18 protein-coding genes and 1 pseudogene are annotated in these 19,996 nt (G+C 47.2%); 6 read left to right on the top strand and 13 right to left on the bottom strand.

All coding sequences use genetic code 11. The features are described from left to right. Positions 1-83 precede the first annotated feature (83 nt). Together AC27K1_RS04960 and AC27K1_RS04955 are read left to right on the top strand one after the other, a co-directional pair. On the top strand, positions 84-488 hold the full coding sequence (locus tag AC27K1_RS04960) for a helix-turn-helix domain-containing protein (RefSeq protein WP_487148779.1): 405 nt from the start codon (positions 84-86) through the stop codon (positions 486-488). A 148-nt stretch (positions 489-636) separates the two neighbouring features. Further along, positions 637-1,088: pseudogene (locus AC27K1_RS04955) on the top strand (IS630 family transposase). A gap of 307 nt (positions 1,089-1,395) precedes the next feature. Here the strand turns inward: AC27K1_RS04955 and AC27K1_RS04950 are convergent. Continuing rightward, positions 1,396-3,408, bottom strand: a complete 2,013-nt coding sequence (locus tag AC27K1_RS04950) for a hypothetical protein (RefSeq protein ID WP_487148778.1) — start codon at positions 3,406-3,408, stop codon at positions 1,396-1,398. 322 nt (positions 3,409-3,730) lie between these two features. Between AC27K1_RS04950 and AC27K1_RS04945 the strand changes: the two genes are divergently transcribed. From AC27K1_RS04945 to ahpF, 3 genes are all read left to right on the top strand, one after another. Continuing rightward, entirely contained in the window at positions 3,731-4,036 is a 306-nt protein-coding gene (locus tag AC27K1_RS04945; RefSeq protein ID WP_487148776.1) for a hypothetical protein, read from the top strand. A gap of 153 nt (positions 4,037-4,189) precedes the next feature. Next, positions 4,190-4,759: an alkyl hydroperoxide reductase subunit C gene (gene ahpC, locus AC27K1_RS04940; protein WP_487148774.1), complete on the top strand. Its 570-nt coding sequence runs from the start codon at positions 4,190-4,192 to the stop codon at positions 4,757-4,759. Between the two features lie 129 nt (positions 4,760-4,888). Further along, positions 4,889-6,469, top strand: a complete 1,581-nt coding sequence (gene ahpF, locus AC27K1_RS04935; protein ID WP_487148773.1) for an alkyl hydroperoxide reductase subunit F — start codon at positions 4,889-4,891, stop codon at positions 6,467-6,469. 116 nt (positions 6,470-6,585) lie between these two features. Here the strand turns inward: ahpF and AC27K1_RS04930 are convergent, their stop codons facing one another. The 6 genes from AC27K1_RS04930 to AC27K1_RS04905 all read right to left on the bottom strand — a co-directional run bounded on the left by AC27K1_RS04930 (position 6,586) and on the right by AC27K1_RS04905 (position 11,727). Beyond that, entirely contained in the window at positions 6,586-7,599 is a 1,014-nt protein-coding gene (locus AC27K1_RS04930) for a YopT-type cysteine protease domain-containing protein (protein ID WP_487148771.1), read from the bottom strand. A gap of 504 nt (positions 7,600-8,103) precedes the next feature. Next, positions 8,104-8,910 carry a hypothetical protein gene (locus AC27K1_RS04925; protein ID WP_487148770.1) on the bottom strand — a complete coding sequence of 269 codons (807 nt, stop codon included), beginning with the start codon at positions 8,908-8,910 and terminating at the stop codon, positions 8,104-8,106. Beyond that, positions 8,907-9,341, bottom strand: coding sequence for a putative periplasmic lipoprotein (locus AC27K1_RS04920; protein ID WP_487148769.1), 435 nt, complete (start codon positions 9,339-9,341; stop codon positions 8,907-8,909). The genes AC27K1_RS04925 and AC27K1_RS04920 overlap by 4 nt, the downstream gene beginning before the upstream one ends. Positions 9,342-9,344: 3 nt before the next feature. Continuing rightward, positions 9,345-10,607 (bottom strand): COG3014 family protein, encoded by a 1,263-nt coding sequence (locus AC27K1_RS04915; RefSeq protein ID WP_487148767.1) that lies wholly within the window; start codon positions 10,605-10,607, stop codon positions 9,345-9,347. Further along, a complete protein-coding gene (locus tag AC27K1_RS04910; RefSeq protein WP_487148766.1) occupies positions 10,564-11,190 on the bottom strand; it encodes a penicillin-binding protein activator LpoB in 627 nt (208 codons plus the stop codon). The genes AC27K1_RS04915 and AC27K1_RS04910 overlap by 44 nt, the downstream gene beginning before the upstream one ends. 18 nt (positions 11,191-11,208) lie before the next feature. Next, positions 11,209-11,727 carry a hypothetical protein gene (locus tag AC27K1_RS04905; protein ID WP_487148765.1) on the bottom strand — a complete coding sequence of 173 codons (519 nt, stop codon included), beginning with the start codon at positions 11,725-11,727 and terminating at the stop codon, positions 11,209-11,211. 272 nt (positions 11,728-11,999) lie between these two features. Here AC27K1_RS04905 and AC27K1_RS04900 point away from each other — a divergent pair, with 272 nt between their 5' ends. Continuing rightward, complete coding sequence (locus AC27K1_RS04900; protein WP_487148763.1) at positions 12,000-13,028, top strand: AraC family transcriptional regulator; 1,029 nt, start codon at positions 12,000-12,002, stop codon at positions 13,026-13,028. 138 nt (positions 13,029-13,166) lie between these two features. On the opposite strand, the gene AC27K1_RS04895 is transcribed toward AC27K1_RS04900, so the two are convergent. The 6 genes from AC27K1_RS04895 to AC27K1_RS04870 all read right to left on the bottom strand — a co-directional run bounded on the left by AC27K1_RS04895 (position 13,167) and on the right by AC27K1_RS04870 (position 19,968). After that, positions 13,167-13,661, bottom strand: coding sequence for a DM13 domain-containing protein (locus AC27K1_RS04895; protein WP_487148762.1), 495 nt, complete (start codon positions 13,659-13,661; stop codon positions 13,167-13,169). Between the two features lie 305 nt (positions 13,662-13,966). Next, the gene (locus tag AC27K1_RS04890; protein WP_487148761.1) at positions 13,967-14,884 is read right to left on the bottom strand and encodes a ParB/RepB/Spo0J family partition protein; all 918 of its coding nucleotides are present in this window, start codon (positions 14,882-14,884) and stop codon (positions 13,967-13,969) included. 2 nt (positions 14,885-14,886) lie between these two features. Continuing rightward, a complete protein-coding gene (locus AC27K1_RS04885; RefSeq protein WP_487148759.1) occupies positions 14,887-15,699 on the bottom strand; it encodes a ParA family protein in 813 nt (270 codons plus the stop codon). A gap of 43 nt (positions 15,700-15,742) precedes the next feature. Next, positions 15,743-16,384, bottom strand: coding sequence for a 16S rRNA (guanine(527)-N(7))-methyltransferase RsmG (rsmG, locus tag AC27K1_RS04880; RefSeq protein WP_487148757.1), 642 nt, complete (start codon positions 16,382-16,384; stop codon positions 15,743-15,745). Between the two features lie 946 nt (positions 16,385-17,330). Beyond that, the gene (locus AC27K1_RS04875; protein WP_487148755.1) at positions 17,331-19,262 is read right to left on the bottom strand and encodes a ricin-type beta-trefoil lectin domain protein; all 1,932 of its coding nucleotides are present in this window, start codon (positions 19,260-19,262) and stop codon (positions 17,331-17,333) included. Positions 19,263-19,560: 298 nt separating this feature from the next. Then, the gene (locus AC27K1_RS04870; protein WP_487148754.1) at positions 19,561-19,968 is read right to left on the bottom strand and encodes a hypothetical protein; all 408 of its coding nucleotides are present in this window, start codon (positions 19,966-19,968) and stop codon (positions 19,561-19,563) included. Positions 19,969-19,996 lie beyond the last annotated feature (28 nt).

The following is a 19,996-nucleotide window of genomic DNA, read 5'->3' as shown; positions in this document are numbered from 1 at the left end:
TTATGTAAATGGTAATATGCACCAAAGTACTTCCCTTATTTGTATATGCTTTGACCTGACAGCTATCAGGAAGTTCCAGCGAGATGAAATTCATTCAGTCTGTTTCTGACGTTGAAAGAGCCAACCTTAATGAACTGTACAGAAACCATGCAAAGCACCACGTCAGAAGAAGGGCTCATGCCGTTCTGAGCAGCCTTGAAGGTTTTGCGGTTAACGAGATCAGCCGCCTATTTAACGTTGACAGGAATACTGTCTGCACCTGGTTACAGCTTTGGGAGCTGAAGGGAATTCCCGGCCTCCTTCAGCGCCACAGGCCCGGTCGCCCCAGCATACTGACGGCGATTGATGTGAAAAGGCTGGGTGAACTGGTAAAAGAAGAACCCCGTCAGATCAAAGTCGCCAGCGCCCGACAGGCTTCGGAAACCGGTAAGACCTTCTCGTTGCGAACGGTGACGCGCACGTTAAAAAAAACTGAATTTGACGTATAAGCGATGCCGTCGCTCCTGCAAACACAAACGTGACCAGAAAGCGTTTGAGCAGAGATACGCCATTGTACAGGCATTGATTGACGCAGAATCGCAAGACCAGTGTTCCCTGCACTATTTTGATGAATCCGGATTCAGCCTGATCCCTAATGTGCCTTATGCATGGCAGGCGATTGGTGAAACACTGGCTATCCCCTCACAACACTCTCGCCGGTTGAATGTGCTGGGTTTCCTGAGCCGAAGCGGTGAGCTGAATGACTCTGTCACAGAGGAGAAAGTGACAGTGAGGTAGTCATCGCAGCCTTTGATGATTTCATTCAACAGACAGATGATGACAAACCACGCGTCATCGTCATTGATAATGCCTCCATGCATACCAGCCAGTTATTCCGGGAGGCGCAGGATAACTGGATGGAGAAGAATGTGCACATTGTCAGACTGCCAACTTATTCGCCAGAGCTGAACCTGATCGAAATATTATGGCGAATGGTTAAGTATTACTGGGTAAATTTGTCAGCCTATGTTGACTTTGATTCGCTGAAAGAAGAAGTGATGCGAGTACTGAATGACTACGGTACCAAATATGAGATTAACTTTGTCTGATCACTTATGAATATAAATCTTTAGATGGCAACGGTTCATAGCAGATGCTCTTTCAAAGGATGCGTCATGCACCCGCTATCTGGATCACCGTTACAGCTCATGGAAAGCAACGCTTGGTCATGTATCAAACCTGTTGATAGCGCTCTCTGAAGATAAATTCATCGAATACATTTCAATGGGGTTATCATGTGGTCTGCACAGGCTTTTTTGAGTACTGACGACGAATCGAACAGACCTGGCCATTGGGAAGCTTGTTTTTCATAAGGACAACCTTGCGTTTTCCTTAGCCGGTAGTTTTCGCCGTACATTATCGCGCACTTCGCCTTTCATTGGGCACGTACTGAACAAAGAATTCGCTCAGATTGAGAGGACCGAATTGACCTCTATAATGAGAACCCCTTAGTGCCCTGGGCTTGACCCTAATCCAGAGGTTTCCATCCCTATAATAATACTTATCTTCCCAGGTAATCCCTCGTACGCTGGCAACATGTTCAGGTAATTTCACTCGATGTTTCCAAACATTCACTGTCTGTGGATTGTTATCATCATGATATTGGTAAAGCCGAACCCCTGCCACTTCTTCCAGTTCAGAGCCAGCATCGGCACTCAAGGTCACTTCCTTCCTGGTCCATTCCCGGGATTCATTACGTGTGATGGGTATGGAAACTTTAGTTTCAGGTCTACCAGGCGACAGACATTTTAATGTTTTGATTAGTGAATTATCTCTCACCGTTGCTACTTTTACGTTTCCAATCTTTAAAGGACTACAATAATACTGATTATTACAGTCGTAATTGTTCATTTTCTGCCAAATATAAACACACTCAGGAATATTAGAACTACCTGCTTTCAGACTAGCAACAACTTCTTCTGCTGATGGCAGTTTTAAACCAACCTGTTTACTCTTACAACGATTATTATCAGAGGTGATATATTTCAAATAAGGCGCATCCAATGATAAATCAAATTCAAAAACCCCCTCTTTTAAATGGCATTCAGTGATCATTCTTCCATCAATACAGTCATTGTATCTGGCGTAATTATTAGCAACTACATTTTCCTTGGTTAAATATAAACCTTTGCCAAATAATATATCACCCTTGCCTTCACACACTGCTTCCCTGTTTCCCATAATCCACTGTTTTCTTCTTTCCAGTCCATATATACCCTCACCTCGAAGGTATACATTGCTATCAGGGATCCAATCTTTCATTCCATTAGTCTGGACAAAATCCTTGAATTTATAGGGTAACGACTCACTGTGCTCTTCGAACATTTTCCGATAATGCTCTGGCACACGATCATCAGGATCAGTTTGATCATCTTCATTGCCGTGGAGAACATCGCATTCATTTGTTTCATTATCAGACGATTGATCCTCACTCTCCATTAAAAATTCAGCCAGACCGTATCCTTTATCACTTGTAACGTCCGCGTCCAAGGCCTGATCCCCTGTGTTGTCAGGCATTGAATCTGATGATGACTCATCACCCGGAGTACTATTATCATCTTCTAAATGTGGGCTGGCCACGTTTTCACCCTCTGGAATGGGTGGTAACTCATGATTATTGTGTTTTTCCAATAGCGTATTTACATCGCTCTCTGGCCTTTGAATAACGCTATCATCGTGTCCCGGTCCATGCGGATGGGAACCAGCGTCTTTGCTAACATCAGTCTCGCTGCATGATGTTTGTAAAACATGAAGCAATGGATCTATTTCTGTTTGTGCATGCTCACGCTCATCAGTGGTTGCAGCGTTGATATTCTCATCAGTATCTGAGCACGTTAAATATGCCACATCGGACATTGATGAGCTCCCTCCATTATTGATAATTGCCGACTCAGGATCACCTCTTTCCATACTGCCTGATACCGTCCCACCATTGGTGTTATCAATATCAACGTTTTGTTCATCAAGTACTGGTGTAGAGGTAGGTGTAGAGGTAGGTGTAGAGGTAGGTGTAGAGGTAGGTGTAGATATCAGTGTCGGTGTCGGTGTCGGTGTCGGTGTCGGAAGAACTCCATCCCCCTCTACAGCAGCCGGGCTTTCAACAGCATGATCCCCTGACAGCGTAATATTCCGAACGCTAATCTGTTTTTGTTTAAACTCCTTTGCAAATGCTGTTTCCTGATACTTTTTATTATTTGCAAGCGGTTCAATATAAACATTTATTACCCTATAAGTACAAAATAATGCATAGGGTAATGTAGCAAACAATACTTTTAGAACGCCAACCATGCAGCAATAACCATCATTAATAGTTTTATAATAACTATATGAACAAGCAGAATAAGTACTCAGTACCGTTGATTTATCCACTCTGTTTTCTACCTTCTGAAACCACATCATTATTATTTTTGGACAGTACAGTTAAAAAAAATTCATTATTATCCCAGAAAGTTAAAAATAATATTTTTTCTCTACGCATAGAGTTATGAATTAATCAGCAATCTTATCTTTGGCGCCGCTTTCTCTTTCAGAGAATCAAAGTCAACATAGGCTGAAAATTTTCACCCAGAAACAATTAACCCGTCCCATCGTATTTCTATCAGCTTCAGCCCTGGCGAACAGGTTGCCAGCCTGACAGTATGCACATTCTTCTCCAGCCAGTTATGCTGCGTCGTTTGTTGCCATCTGTTTGTTGAGTGAAATCATCGAAGGCTGCAATGACTACCTCATGGGCTACCTTCCCCCTTTATGGCAGCGTCATGCACAGCCAACATGCAACGTTCACCCAGGCGTTTTTGATGGTTTACCCCCCTTTTTTGCAATACCAGAATACTGGCTTCCAGCAGAGGTCATCATGATACTGCCGGCCTCAGTCACGGTTAGCGAAGCAGTCTGCGGCGGTTCAGGTGGTTTTCCAGATCTGGATAAGCTCTATTGCCCTGCCTTTAGAAACCTTCTGTTTTTATTAACCAAAATGCCCTTCCGACAGTACGCCTGAACCTGTAGTTATCCCTGCTGACAAGGCGGACTCGAACATTAACAAAAATCTATCAAACCTATAATTTTAATTAATTTTAAACATCTAACGAGTGGCCTTATAGTTACCACAACGAAACGTTACTCACGAACGAACAAACCGAGGAACATGACCATGACTCAGTCTCTGATCAACACCAAAATCAAGCCTTTCAAAGCGACTGCATTCCACAACGGCGATTTCGTCGAAGTTACCGAACAAGACCTGATGGGCAAGTGGTCCATCGTTTTCTTCTACCCGGCTGACTTCACCTTTGTCTGCCCCACCGAGCTGGGCGACATGGCGGATCACTACGAGCAACTGCAAGCCATGGGCGTTGATGTGTACTCCGTGTCCACCGACACTCACTTCACTCACAAGGCATGGCACGACGGCTCCGAGACCATCAACAAGATCCGCTTCCCGATGATCGGCGATCCTACTGGCGTCATCAGCCGTAACTTCGGTGTGATGATTGAGGAAGAAGGTCTGGCACTGCGCGGCAGCTTCCTGATCAACCCGGAAGGTGAGATCAAGGTCGTAGAAATCCACGATCTGGGCATCGGCCGCTCCGCCAAAGATATGGTCCGCAAGACCCAGGCAGCCCAGTACATCGCTGAGCACGACGGTGAAGTCTGCCCGGCCGCATGGCAGCCCGGTGAAGAGACCCTGGCACCTTCCCTGGACCTGGTCGGCAAGATCTAAGTCAGAAGAAAAGCAAGAATCACAGGCTGTCGTCCTCTCCATCAGCGACAGCCGTGAGCCGCTCCGCCCCTGGCGGGGCGTTTTCCGAACGCTTTTGTTTGCAGTATTTCATAAAGGACGGAAGCAGCCATGCTGGACGCCAAGATCAAATCGCAGTTACAGAGCTATCTGCAAAACCTGAAAACCCCGGTCGAACTCCTGGCGTCGGTTGATGACAGCGCAAAATCCGGGGAACTGAGCCAATTGGTTCAGGAAATTGCCACCATGTCTCCGTTGGTCACTGCAACTGAAAGCCGTGACAACAACGAACGCAAACCGTCCATGCTGGTTCGCTCCGCGGCCACCGGCACTGAAATCCGGTTTGCCGGCCTGCCCATGGGCCACGAATTCACCTCATTGGTACTGGCGCTGCTGCACAGCGGCGGTCATCCGATGAAACTGGATGAGGCGATGATCGAGCAGATCAAGGGCCTGCCCGGTGAATACCATTTCGAGACCTATGTCTCCCTGAGCTGCCAGAACTGCCCGGATGTGGTCCAGGCACTGAACATGATGGCAGCGATTAATCCCAAGATTACCAATGTCATGATCGACGGCGCCCTGTTCCAGGAAGAGGTCGACAGCCGCAAGATCATGGCCGTACCGTCGGTTTACCTGAATGGTGAACTGTTCGCACAGGGTCGTATTGCCCTGGCGGAAATCCTGAACAAAATGGACAGCAAAGCCGCCGAGCGCCAGGCTGAAGCCATCAGTGAGAAAGACCCTTTTGATGTACTCGTTGTCGGCGGCGGCCCTGCGGGTGCTTCTGCGGCAATTTACGCAGCCCGTAAAGGCATTCGCACCGGTATCGTGGCGGATCGCTTTGGCGGACAGGTCATGGATACCATGGCTATCGAGAACTTTATCTCCGTAAAAGCGACGGAAGGTCCGAAACTGGTTTCCGGCCTGGAAGAACATGTTCGTGATTACGATGTGGATATCATGAGCAGCCAGCGCGCCAGCAAAATTATTGGTGCAGAATCCGTTGGCGGCCTGATTGAAGTGGAACTGGAAAGCGGTGCCAAGCTTAAGAGCCGTTCCCTGATTCTGGCTACCGGCGCCCGCTGGCGGGAAATGAACGTACCGGGCGAGCAGGAATACCGTGGTCGCGGTGTTGCGTACTGCCCGCACTGTGATGGTCCGCTGTTCAAAGGTAAGAAAGTCGCAGTTATCGGTGGTGGTAACTCCGGTATCGAAGCGGCAATCGACCTGGCCGGTATTGTGGAACACGTGACTGTGCTGGAATTTGCCGATACCCTGCGCGCTGATGCAGTCCTGCAGGACAAGGCACGCTCCATGGGCAATATCGACATCATCAAGGAAGCCCAGACTACCGAGGTTATCGGCAACGGCGAACAGGTGACTGGCCTGCGTTACACCGACCGCAAGACAGGTGAAAACAAAGCACTGGAATTAGCCGGTATCTTTGTCCAGATAGGTCTGGTACCTAACACCGAGTTCCTGAGAGGTGCGGTGGAACTGTCACCTCGTGGTGAGATCATCACCGGAGCCCAAGGTGATACTTCTCTGCCGGGCGTGTTTGCAGCAGGTGATGCGACGACTGTGCCTTACAAGCAGATCATCATTGCCATGGGTAGTGGCGCCACGGCAGCACTGGGTGCGTTTGATTACCTGATCAGAACACCCATAAACGATCAACAGGCAGCCTGATTTTATATTTTGTTGCAAAGAACAAAAACAGTTAACGTGATTAATAATTTTAACAGCCGGCTTGATTAAACATCAGGTCGGCTGTTAATACTTTATAAGTCTTTACTTTATTTATACTACACACCTGTACCGGGCAGATCATCATTTTCAACATAGTGTAAAGGAACAATTAATAATTGGAAGTAGTCACTTGGTGGCCGAGAAAATACTTTTTCCATAAACTCACCAAACCTTTCTATTGGCAATATAAATTCACCTATATTGGGATCAAAAAAACACACTTTATTATTATCTAACCTTAAACCAAATGCATGAATTTTAGATCCACACTTCAAGAAAACAAAAGCTATATCCAATTCAACCACACATTCAATAATTTTATTTATAACAGTGGCTCTAATTATATTAACCATTCCATGTTTTGGATTAGGAGCGCTTATATCAATATACTGAACCATTCCCATTGAGCCTTCAGCTCCACCCGGTTTATCAACCTCAGTGAAAACAACGCCTTTAAACTCAAATGATTTCTCACACATATTTTGAAACATCGTCATATTTTCAAACTTACTAATTATTGCAGCTATAGATTCATTATTTTTTATATAATTATAATAGGTCAGTGACTGACTTAAAAAGTCTTGACTGAAAGGTTCTTCTTTACCCTCCAGCCATGCTGATACCAGACCTTTACAAACGGGTATTGTCAGAGAGGTTGAACTAAAATCTGGCATCTGACAAAATTGTTTAATTCTTTCTTCGGAAAATTGCTTACCTATCTCACCCCCCATTTCCAGACAGACATCATTAATCCATAAATTCCATTCATCTATCATTGTTGATGCGAAAAAATAGGGTTTGTTTATTTTACCAGTAGTTGCTGACTGAATCAGGTATTTAGCGGCACCTACACAAACTACAGAAGCAGCCACTTTTGAAAGTGTTGTAGCGCCATATTTTTTATATATTATTCCTGATGCTATACATGCGCCTGAAACAAGCATAGCCTCTTTACTATTTACCACAACCTTAAAATGCCGCCAGAATCTTTGCAAACAGCTGCTTTCAGGTTTATCTATTTCAACCGTTGGATCTCCAACTCTTGGACTGATATTACCGATATTTTCCATAACAACCCCATAATCTAATTAAAAATAAAATTCTATTTATACCCCATCCAATATATAAAGCACTAACCATATTGTTATGCTCCAACTGTGTTAGTTAATAGTGGATCTATTGATATAAACGCACCGGAACTGTGTTAGTTAATAGTGGATCTATTGATATAAACGCACCGGATAGTTTTTTATGATTTTAGTTTTTTATATCGCTTTACATCACTGATTAGTCAGTGATAAATAATGCTAATTAAAAAATAAATATTACCAGATAACATCTCAAAATCGATTACACCATAGTTACAATGTTTTTCATGCAATACCAGATAATGTCTACAACAAAAGGATTCATTGTTGATTGATATGAAACTGTTGCATTAAAAGCTTTAACTTGAAAGTTAAACATATCTGTACAACTGGTAGATATAAAAATACAGCTGAGTTAACTTTTTGACAGCTTATATAACTGGCCTGAAAGCTCTGCTTATAAAGGAAAATTACAGTATCTAAATTTCAGTCATTTTCATTCCAATACTTTGCCATTCTGCTCATCAAAACAGCAATCAGACTTTTTCCTGCCAATTGGGGATTCATGTGACTATCCGAAACCTTTTGATAACCTTTCCGGGTTGCCTGATACGTTGACCTGCCCTCCCCTAGAGTAGATATATCCTGCTGCTCAAGCACTAACAATTCACCATTCTGAATATTGACCACTTTGGTATGTAGCCGGTAACCCGAACCAGGCTGAGGTTTATTATTTATCCGAATTTCCACTAACAAATCAGCAAACTGACTGAGAGCATTCATTTCAATCTGCTTGAGCGCCAGCGGTTTGGTACTGTCAGAATGATCCAGTTTTGCAGCAACAGTGCGATTAATTAACGTTCGGTCAACAACACGAACCCCATTGTTGATCAGAGGTGCCAATACCGCCTCTTCAAACTGCCATTGCCAGTCTGTACCCGGCGATGCCTCGGTGTCATTGTGCTCACGTGCCTGGGTAGCCGATAAACCCTGCTGGATAAAGGATTTTCCCGCAGACGGCAAACCGATAACACTCAGATCACGGATATCAGTCACCCATTCCCGTACCTCATCGCTTAATTCACGGTTGAGATAGACCACCAATCGCGGTTTACCCGCAGCAACATAAGCCTTGGCAAAGGTTTTACCAATGGTTTCCAGGTCCGCGGAATCATTCCGCAGCACTTCCGTTCGCATGGGAACCGGTTCCGTAGGCGATGTCGCAGCCTGTGCAGTGCTCAATGTCGCTGATAAAACGACGACGGGCAGCATGATGCTTTGTTTGCCCCTCATGGTGCTTCCCTGACCTCTATCTGGTAATACGCCGCTTCCGGATACAGGGAATATTCCCGGTAACCCGCCAGGCTGTTTGCTTCCAGGAACAGGCGTTTCCACTGGCTTTCCCGGCCTGTGGGCATCTTGCTATCGTCAAAGAAGCGGGTTCTGGCTTCCAGCTGCAGGTTATGGTCGGTACGGTTGCGCAGGAGGGCGGCGACTTCCAGCGTGCCAGTCGCCGTTCTGTTGGCCGTATTCTGTTCCACGGCAATCTTTCCACGGGTATTCATCAAACCAACCCGTTCCAGACTGTCACTCAGAATCAGCACCTGGTTAAGCTGGACAAAGTTATCCCCACGCTTACCAGCGGTCACCGCACCTTCATGAGTAGCGCAACCGGTAACCAGAAGAATCAAAAGCGTGAGAGGCAGGATTTTCAGGCTTCCCATGACTTATCCCTGTGTTGTTTTTGAAGCTTGTACTGAAGGGCGAGACCGGAACCAGACCAGGTGGTTGCCCTTGCTATCCGTAAACACCTGCCGGACGTAATTTGTTAAGGACACCGGATTTCCTGCTTCGTCCTGGAATTGGACTTCCAACTGTTCCGGATCGTGGGTCTTTAACGTTTTTACATGCACCGTATCCGGCAGGTTGTTCCAGTAACGGGTATCCGCCCGGGCATCGACATTGGCGGCAATCAACAGCTGCGCCGTGCTGATCACACCAATTGCCGCCGCGGCATCGCCCAGGGCTGATTCACTGGTCAGCGGCGACAGGACCATGGCGGTCTGGGAAACGCCAGACAGCGTTGAACCGATTTTCTGATTGGCAGAACGGAACGTCGCTTTGCCTTTGACAATGCGATCCACCGCCCGTCCGCCACGGGTGCTGGCCTGCCAGAAAATATCCTCCATGGGATACAGGGCCTGCGGTTTGCCCGATAAAACAACAGACGCCTTTTTTTCCGTAAACCGTTTGCCGCGACGATAGACCAGTTCATAGTGCCCAACCCCATCAGCGAGCTTTCTGGGAGAACGGCCGGTTTCGACGATCACGAGGGTATTGTGATGTTTTTCCGGTAACGGGAAGTCTGGCCGGAATTGCGTTAATTCTTTCCAATCCCGATCCCGTCGTTGGGACTGTCCGGAAAGATGGGCCGTCCAGCCGTTAAGGAACATCAACAAAGCAAAATCCGCCCGATGCTGTTCTTCTTCGGCATAGGCATCCTGCAAAATACCGGCGGAAAAGGCGGCATGGGCGTTCTGGTAATGGGTGTCCGCAAGATCCAGAAGTCCCTGGTAGTAGTAGGTCATGGCCCGTTCATAGGGTTCGCCGCGGAAGTCTTTTTCAGCTTCCTGGTACCAGAGGCTTCGTGCTTTTTCGGCGCCTTCATGATTGCCATAAAGCTGCTCAACACGGGTCAGGGAAGCGGCAAAGGCTTCGCGGGAGTGATCCAGCAATCCCTGCTCCAGCGCCTGCACGCCGAGCTGGTTGTAGTTCAGGACAGCGTTGCGCTCACCTTCGCTGTACAGCGCCCGGTAAGCGGGCTGAAGGGGAACCGGCTGGCTGCTGACCTGCGCCTCGACGGCCGGGTCAACCGCCGCCACCCGCGTCCCGTGGCTCGCGCAGCCGCTGACGGCCAGCACCAGCAGGGCAGGCAGCCAGGCACGCTTAGCGATACAGAACGTCATCTCGGCTGGCCTTCTTGAACTCATAGATACCGCTCCAGATGATGTCGCCATATTCCAGGTCCATCAGCTCGAAATTGATCTCGTGGGCCCGGACTTTCATGCCGGTTTCCTGGTTGATCGCATCATGGGAAAGGATGACGCCGCCGAGGCGGTAGTCAGCCCCTGCGGTGGCTTTGGTCGAGCGGATGGTGCCGCCATCCACCGCGCCGTCCCGCTTCAGTTGCCGTTCTTTTTCCACCATGCTGCTGAAATGACGGCCAACGAAAATCACCTTGCCCTGCGCAGCCCGGTGAAGTCCCTGCCGAAGCCGCGTGGTGATCATCCGGACGTTTATCCGTGACGTACTCTCGTTGTAGAAATACTCGGAATCAATCACGATCCGGGGCGGGGTATCCTGTGACATCAATTGCGGCAGGGTGAGAATGTCGCGGATCATCTCATCGGTCATGCCGACAATATCCTGCGACTCGATCCCCACCCCCGTCACGCCGGGGCTGATCGCCCGGACATCCTGATAAGGTCCCTGGCTGCGGCCGGCCGAGTTATCCAGCGTGCCGCACCCTGCCAGCAACAGTGACAATACGATTATCAGTAAACCGGGCTTCATGGCATGACTCCTGTCGTCTTATCGGGCGCCAGCCTGCTGGATGGCGTAGAAATACCGCTCCTTCATTTCCGGGTAGATGGTCTGGGTGGAATCCAGTACCTCGGCATAGGAGGGATGGCTGGAGAAACGGCCATACATAAAGACCGCCAGGTCATCGATGGTGTTGAAGGACAGGTCCGAGGTTTCCTTGATATAGGCTTCGCCGCCGGCCGCTTCCAGGGCCACCTTGCGACCCAGGCTGTTACCCAGCTCCTTGCCCAGGAAACCACCCACGAACGGAATGTTCTCCGCCAGCTTCTGGCCGGCATAGGCGCCCGCCATACCACCCACCTGGGCGCCCAGTTTGGCCTGGATGGCTTTGTCGACCCACTCCGCCACCACCTCGTCACTGGTGAACGGAGACATGTATTTGCCGCTGTTGTCCTTGATGGGGGTCGGGATGGCAACCTCTTCCGGGGTGGGCATGCGGTTCATGCCGACACAACCGACGGTCATCACGGCCGTCAGTACAATGGCCAGAAGTCCTTTGCAGTTCATGGTTAACTCCGTTTTGAAGATCTTTGTTGGTGTTTTTATCGGTGTTGATTACTGGTATCGGGTGGGCAGGTCGACGTAACTATCCCCTGGCGACGTCTTGTCTCATTGGCCACCCAAGCATTCTAGGCGGCCTGAAAAAACAAATGGGGCCAGAAAAATCGGCAAAAAAAGCCAGTTTTCGATAAAAAATACTGCGCTATGACTTTTTAAACACATTTATGTGATTAAATACACAAACAACTTTTGTCGTCTGACTCAATAAAACAAGAACAATGCAACAGAACGGATTCATTATCGTTGCGGCTCTCGCGCCTTACCTTCGCCTGGCCGAGTCCTACGGTTTACCCCTGCAGCCCCTGCTAAAAAAAGCCGGCATTAATCCTGCCCAGGTACATGACAGCCGAAACATCATCACCGCGGCTGAATTCGATGCCATGATGGGTGTTTTCAGTCATGCCGCCCGGGATCCCTTATTTGGTCTTCACTCTGCACGTTTCGTGCAACCTGGTATCTACGGCTTGCTGAGTCATATCGCCATGAGCTGCGCCAATATCCGCGAAATGCTGTTGCATACCGGGCCTTATCAGCAACTGGTGACTGACCTGGAATTCACGCACGTTGAACACCTGGGAGACGCGTCCCGTTTGTACTGGTCGATACAACATGTCAGCGATGAAACGGCCTGGCATCTGGCGGACAGCAGCATGGCCAGCATGCATCGTTTTTCAGAGTTACTGGCTGGTGATCGGGTTTTACTGGAGCGGATAGAACTTCGCCGTCCCCAGCCATCCCCTTATGAAATCAAGGAATATGAAGCGGCGTTTGGCTGTCCTGTTTTATTTGGGCGCAGTTTGGATGGGATGTGGGTATCTGATCAGCAGATGAGCCGCCCTATATGCCGCCCCGATCCAAAGCTGCTGCAGTCCCTGGAAAGCCATGCGGAAGAGCAATTACGCAGCTTCAAACCTCTTTCCCTGTCTGAGCAAGTGAAAGATGCCATTCGAGGCAGGCTCCGGCGTGGCAAGGTCAATCGGGAAATGATTGCTGCGCTCTTCAACCTGAGTCCTCGCACGCTACAGCGTAAGCTCGATGGTGAAAGCACGGGGTATCAGGCCTTATTGGATGAGGTTCGGCAGGAACTGGCCCTGGAATACCTTCAGGAAAGCACCATGGAAATCAGCGAAATCGCCAGAGTATTGGGGTTTCGTGATAGCAGCTCTTTCTGTCGCAGTTTCAGGGTACAGACTGGTGTTACGCCCTTACAGTCCAGAAACCAGACAGCCAGTAACGTTGATGCTTAATTGTTTATTCGAAAATGAAGGAACCTGCATTTTTTCTCTTAAAAACCAGCTTCCCGTGCGGTGTGACTGGTAGATACTGCCACTGTTGATAGCACTATCTACCCGCCCCAGAAACAGCCATTCTTATCTTAAATAGTTTTACTGCTGATATTGTCCAGAGGTAATAAATTGCCCAAATGTCTCACACCAGATAATGACCGTGTTGTATTCAGTCGGGTCTACGGATGATGACATCGGAATAATGAAATTATCGAACGTTTTGACATCACCAATTCGTACCATGTCTGACTTGTGCTGATTAAAAGCATCTTCCGTTTCTACATAAACCGGTGACAAATAAAGCTTGTAGTCAGGTCCAGGCGCCAGTTCTCCTGAAAAGCTGATGGAGTCCTTATTGATACTAAACTGCCCCTCCCCCCAGTGGAACTTGTCGCTGTCTTTCCTATCCTTCGAGAACTGTCCCTGAAAACGCGTAGTTTTTTGGCTGTCCTCAATAACGGTTAACGAAGGTGGTTCGGGAGCTATCAGGATGGGCAGAAGGTAAATGCCAGCAGCAAAACCCACAGTAAGGCATACGATATGAGAGAACGTCAGTAACGCTAGACGGGGGAGTTTACTTTTTCGATGACTCATTTTCAGACCTGCGCCGGGTTCATTATTTTGGTGTCGTTTATATTAGGGCAGAAAATTTATAAATCTGACTCAATCTTTCATAAAGTCATAGCCGATTGCTAACGATGTATTTTCTTCTTAGAAAAACTTAAAGCTTTTTAGACAACCCATTTAATCCATTAAAATCATAAAATTAGCCTTTACTGGCATTTCACATTTAACTTAAACCACGCCGATGAGTAACCAAATATCTACGTCGAATGTTTGCCTGCAAAGCTCAGTCATCAGTAGCCTTTCTAAAGAGAAAGACTACTGATCAAGAAGCATTACTTAATATGTTCCAGCACGCCGTCCAGCTCATCAAGGCTGTTGTAGCTGATCACCAGCTTACCTTTGCCCTTGGCGGAGTGTTGAATGGCAACACGGGCCCCAATACGCTGGGAAAGATCTTCTTCCAGTGTTTTGATGTTGGGATCAACACGTTTGATCTCATACGCAGGCGCTTCTTTCTGCTGCTGAAGGCGACGAACCAGCGCTTCGGTCTGGCGGACGGAAAGACTTTTCGCGACAACGGTGCGGGCGGCTTCGAGCTGGTCGTTGCCGCTCAGGCCGAGCAACGCCTTGGCGTGCCCCATCTCAATATCACCGTATTCCAGCATTTTCATGACATCTGCCTGGAGTGTCATGAGGCGTAACAGGTTGGTTACCGTGACACGGGATTTACCCACGGCATCCGCCACTTCCTGCTGGGTAAGTTCAAACTCATCCTTCAGACGCGCCAGAGCCAACGCTTCTTCGATCGGGTTCAGGTCTTCCCGCTGGATGTTTTCGATAAGCGCCATGGCAATGGCGGACTCATCGGAAACTTCCCGGATAACCGCCGGAATCCGGTCCAGCCCGGCCAGCTGGGTAGCGCGCCAACGACGCTCACCGGCAATGATTTCATAGCGGTTTTCGTCCACAGGGCGCACCACGATCGGCTGCATGACGCCCTGGGCCTTGATGGAATTGGACAGTTCTTCCAGCGCTTCCGGGCTCATGTCCCGACGCGGCTGGTACTTGCCGCGCTGGATGAATTCCACCGGAATTTCACGCAACATTTTGTCACGAACAGCCTTAACCTCGGCAGACACAGGCTGTTCCGGCGTCTCTGGCTGTTGCAGCTCCCGAATTTCGGCCGCTACCTGGGCGCTCTGCAGCAGAGCACCGAGTCCTTTTCCCAAACCGCGTTTTTTTATTGCCATAGTCAAAGCTCTGCGGATGCGGTCTGCCGGGGCTCGACAGCCGGTTGATTGGCCTCCTGCCGGCGAATCAGCTCACCAGCCAGGGCGAGATAAGCGATGGCGCCACGGGAATTCTTGTCGTACTTGAGCACGGGCAGCCCGTAGCTGGGCGCCTCCGCCAGCCGGACATTCCGGGGAATCACACTGCGGTAAACCTTGTCGCCGAAATGCCCGATCAGCTGTTTGGACACCTCGGAAGTCAAACTGTTCCGCGGATCGTACATGGTCCGCAAGATACCTTCGATGTGCAGCTTCGGGTTCATGGTCCGGGAAATGCCCGAAATGGTTTCCAGCAGGGCCGTCAGACCTTCCAGGGCGTAGTATTCGCACTGCATGGGGATAATCACGCCGTCCGCCGCCACCATGGCGTTGACGGTCAGCATGTTCAGGGAAGGCGGGCAATCAATCAGGATAAAATCGTATTCACTGCGGACAGAATCCAGCACGCTTTGCAGGCGACGCTCTTTTTCCGGCACCTCCAGCAGTTCCACTTCGGCCGCGGTCAGGTCCGCATTGGCGGGCAGGATGGCAAAACCGGCGTCATCCGCTTCCTGGATCGCTTCGCCAATCGTGCAATTACCCACCAGAACATCGTAAATGGAGTATTCCAGCTGGTGCTTGTCGATCCCGCTGCCCATGGTGGCGTTGCCCTGGGGATCGGTGTCCACCATCAGCACGCGACGACGGGTCGCCGCCAGCGAGGCCGCCAGGTTAACACATGTGGTGGTCTTCCCGACCCCACCTTTCTGATTGGTTACCGCAAGTATTTTGCTCACATTAAGAACCTGAACGTATATAGCCGGAAAAAGTCTGTCCGTATCAGTTCCCGGAAACCTCTAGTATGACAAGATGACGCTCTCCATCACAACCGGGAACTGACAGTTGGATGGAATTAACCAGCTGGACATCCGGTCTGACGCCTTTCAGTTGCACCAGTTCTTCGTCCGGATGAATGCCTTTCATCGCCAGCCAGCGACCGCCTTCGGCCAGCAGATGGCTGGTACCGGTCACCATATCCTCCAGCGAACTGAATGCGCGGGAGGTAATTTCGTCAAAGCCGGTCTCGACCTGCCACTCTTCAACCCGGCGGTTTTCGACCGTGACATTGTTTAGCCCCAGGGCTGTTTTTGCCTGGGTCATGAAACGGGTTTTCTTGCCATTACAGTCCAGTACGCTGAACTGGCGCTCCGGGAACATGATGGCCAGCGGAATACCAGGCAGACCGGGGCCTGAACCGACATCCAGCAAACGCTCACCGCTGACATGCGGCACCAGCGTCAGACTATCAAGAATATGCCGGCTGACCATGGCGTTTGCGTCACGAATTGCAGTGAGGTTGTAGACCCGGTTCCACTTCGCCATCAGCTCAACATACGTCGCCAGCTGGCTCAGCTGCTGATCCGAGGCCTTGAGCCCCATTGCGTCAACGCCAACCGCCAGTAAACCCTCAATACCCTGCACTGTTACAACCCGTCTGCAAATTGATCAATTTTATGGCAAACCCCCGATTCCGGCTATAGGGGGTGCTACACCATAAACGACAGAACTCATATATAGAGAAATATTGATGATCAAAACCTGCGTGCAATTTTCTGAAATTGGTCTTAGATGAAATGTAAGTGATCAAGAAATAGACTATAAAAACGGGTATTTTTTGGTATTAAAAGTCACATGACTGGTATTTACAGTATCAGACACCTTCAACGAACACTCTTTCAGATTAAAATTTAATCAATTCTCCAATACCAACATCTCTCTGGAATACACCGTAAAATAAACTACTATAGTCGTTTAAATTGGATATATTGTTATCTTTTACAAAAGATTTGTTTCAGGCTTGATCTGATGATTGAAAAAACGCCAAAACTACTGTGAAAATTCAATATCAATACATCACAGCAAATACATCCAGAGTCTTGATATAAATATCCATAGCGTGGCTTCATGTATTAAATGCCTGCAAAAAATAATCTAATAATTTTTCAGCCTACATCCCGCGGGACTTTGGCATGTGCACTGAGAAAATCAGATCTGGCTAATTAGTAACTGGTCACCCCCTATGCTTCGCTTATGAAACCGCTGTTTTTTTACAAATAAAAACAATTATCAAGATAAAAGCGATTTTTCAAAAATTTATTGTTATTTCCCCATAACAATAAAATATAAATACCCGACCATAAATAATCTTATATTTTAGCGTCTGCAGCCCGCAGGGCGTGGACTGATGCACTGGGTAAACTTAGGTCTGGGTAGTTATTTCAATAATAGTAATTAAAAATAATGGATACTCTAAGTCATAACTAAAACTTGAAGCAGGTGATGACTTAAATGCTAATCAACATAGTTGGAAGAGAGGTTAACACAGGAAACTGGCTCTGAAAAATATCTCTCCAGAGCCAGGGTAGACTTAATATTGAGGCTGCGTTATCTCCAGACTATTGAAGAAATCACGAGTCTGCCAAGCCATAGCCGCCTTTACTGACTCACCATTGGCATCTTTGCGCGTTACAGTAATTGTGTAACGCATACCAGGCTTCAGGCCTTTAAGGTAAATATGCTCAACATTGTGGCCGCTGATATCACTGCTTACAATGAGCTTGTTTCGGTTGGCTTCACGCAGCTCTACCCGGAAATCAGCAAGATAGCTTGTATATTGCTCCTTGGCTTCCGGGGTCACATCCCTGAACCATGTTAGCGTCAGAGCAAACTCATCTCCGCCATTACCTGAATCAAATTCAATTGTCTGACTGGCATTATCTGCCATGGTCAACATTTTCCATCCAGTCGAGGAAACCTGCTGACTGTTTTTTTCAAGTGCCAGACCGCCTTGCATCACCTGTAAAGCGTGGTAAGCATTGTAGTTACCCGCGCCAAACCAGGGATCAAGCGGCGCTGAAGGTGGATTATTGGTCCACTGATAGGCCTTCTCGTCAACACCGGTAAATCCTGTCTTGGTGGCACCTGTCATCATAACTGCTTTCAGGATCAGTGCCTGATCCTCCCTGGCGATCAGGTTCTTGTTTTTACTGAGTGAGAGCAGAGAAGACGCTTCTGCCGCGAGGGTGCCGGTTGCCCAGCTGCTGGCGGCGGCGCCATTGTAAGGATTGGCGACCAGATCCGGTTTTGGACGACCGTAATCATGGTTATCAGTTTCCGTCGGGGTGCCGTAATTATGATTGGCATTCAGCTTACCCACAACCATGGAGTTATAATAATTACCGCCTAAGGTAGCGTTTGTCTTGGTGTATGACCCAGGTTGCGAAGTAATGGCGAAAATACCAAATTTTGAGAATAAATAGTCACCAGCTCTTAAACCATCAACCCCCCAACCTGTCGGGTTTGCAACAGGTAAAGCCCATATATCTGGCTTTTTTCCACCGGCAAACAGTCTTGCCTCAAATTGTTCAGCAGTATTTTTTAATGGATCATGATGTACGTCTCTTTCTTTGAATGTGTAAACAGACATGGCATATTTTTGAACATTCGTCTGACACCCCCAATAATGCGTATGACTTTGGTTTTGTGTCACTAAGCAGCCATAAATTAATCTGTATATAGTGTTTGAATGCGAGCTGATTTCGTCCCGTGAACCCGGAAGAATAGTGATTCCCGGAAAGTCAGGAATACCGGCATCCGTTTGTAAGATCGTCACGTCCGGATGCCCAATGTTAACGCGTTGTTCTACGGCATCCCAATTATTTATCTGTCCAAACTCCCGTAATATCTTTTCAAGGTTGTTATAGTAGCTATGGGTGCCCAGCCTTGAAGGATTTATGCCCGTACGCTTCGCATTCATCCAGATGTTGCCGCTATCTTCCAGATTCCATGCGACCTGTTCTTCAATCTCAACCGGTAAATAGGTCACTTTTGTCGCTGAATGGAAATAGTCAGACTTAACGGTACATGACTGATTCTTGGCACCAAACACATAAGAGTCAGAAATTGCAAGGCAAAGACTTTTATCCTGATTAAACAGCCTGTTGTTAGTATAAATATACCGCTGTGTTGCGAGATTATTCTCGCACTTAGCCATATTTACTCTCATGCTGTTAGAGGATAACGGGGTCAGTTGCAAACAAAGTCCATTGCTCGTGATTAACTGATCAGAGGCCGACTTTTTCCAGATCTGGCCCGGTTTCGTCCCATCACAATCCTCGAATCTAGGTGTATAAGAAGCGCCGTTCAAACATTTGTAACCATCTTTACCTTCAAATTGTAATTGAAAGCTTTCTCCGTTATTGGACGCGTAACTGACAGCACTTGCGCAAGATAAAACAGAGATACCAAAGAGTATATTAAATCGTTTCTTAATATTGGTGGTAAATTGACATATTTCCATATAATAACTCTCCCTGTTAATTATTAAAAAGATTTGAAATATAAAACTATTTTTAATCACCTATTTTTATTAAGTTAAAATAAATGATTGGAAAAGTACTTTTTTAATAATAAATATTTAAAGTATAGGATTTAATGGTTATTACATCTTCGGGAAATAAGTAATAGGGAAAAATAATTTTTTATAACTATATCAGCAACATTTTTAAAAAAGCTGCACGTTACATATTTTTTCTGTAGTTTTATTTTAACAACTTTCTTTTTAAATTTATAATTAAATTATATATTTGAAGAATGAATTATTTCTTGATGTGACTTTGCTTAATAATAAACAATGAATGAAAATAAAAACATCTCTGCTGACATAAAATTATTTGACCAAGAACTACATTAGTTTCCTCAGAGATTTCAACATCACTTTCACTAGAATCAACCGATATTGTTTGAACCTCTGAAGTCCTCTCACTAATTATTCCCTGTATCATATGGTTTAAACTTTCTAGTTGGTCTACAGGGTAACTCTTAATCATTCTACTAATTAACTGTCGCTTTATAGGCGTAGACAGATTTTCTACTTCTGTTATATCTGTTTCACTAGATTCACTCAATGATAACAGCCTAACATTACTTTCAGCCGTTGATGATCCTGATGAAACATCTGTATTTAATTTCTGGGTACTATTGTCAGAATATGATTTCCTAATCATTATTAAATTCCTATGCTTAGGTAAACGA

Source organism: Kistimonas ophiarachnellae (genome assembly GCF_057552235.1).
The sequence above is the reverse complement of the archived record's forward strand: the minus strand, read 5'-3'. Positions and strand labels throughout refer to the sequence as shown.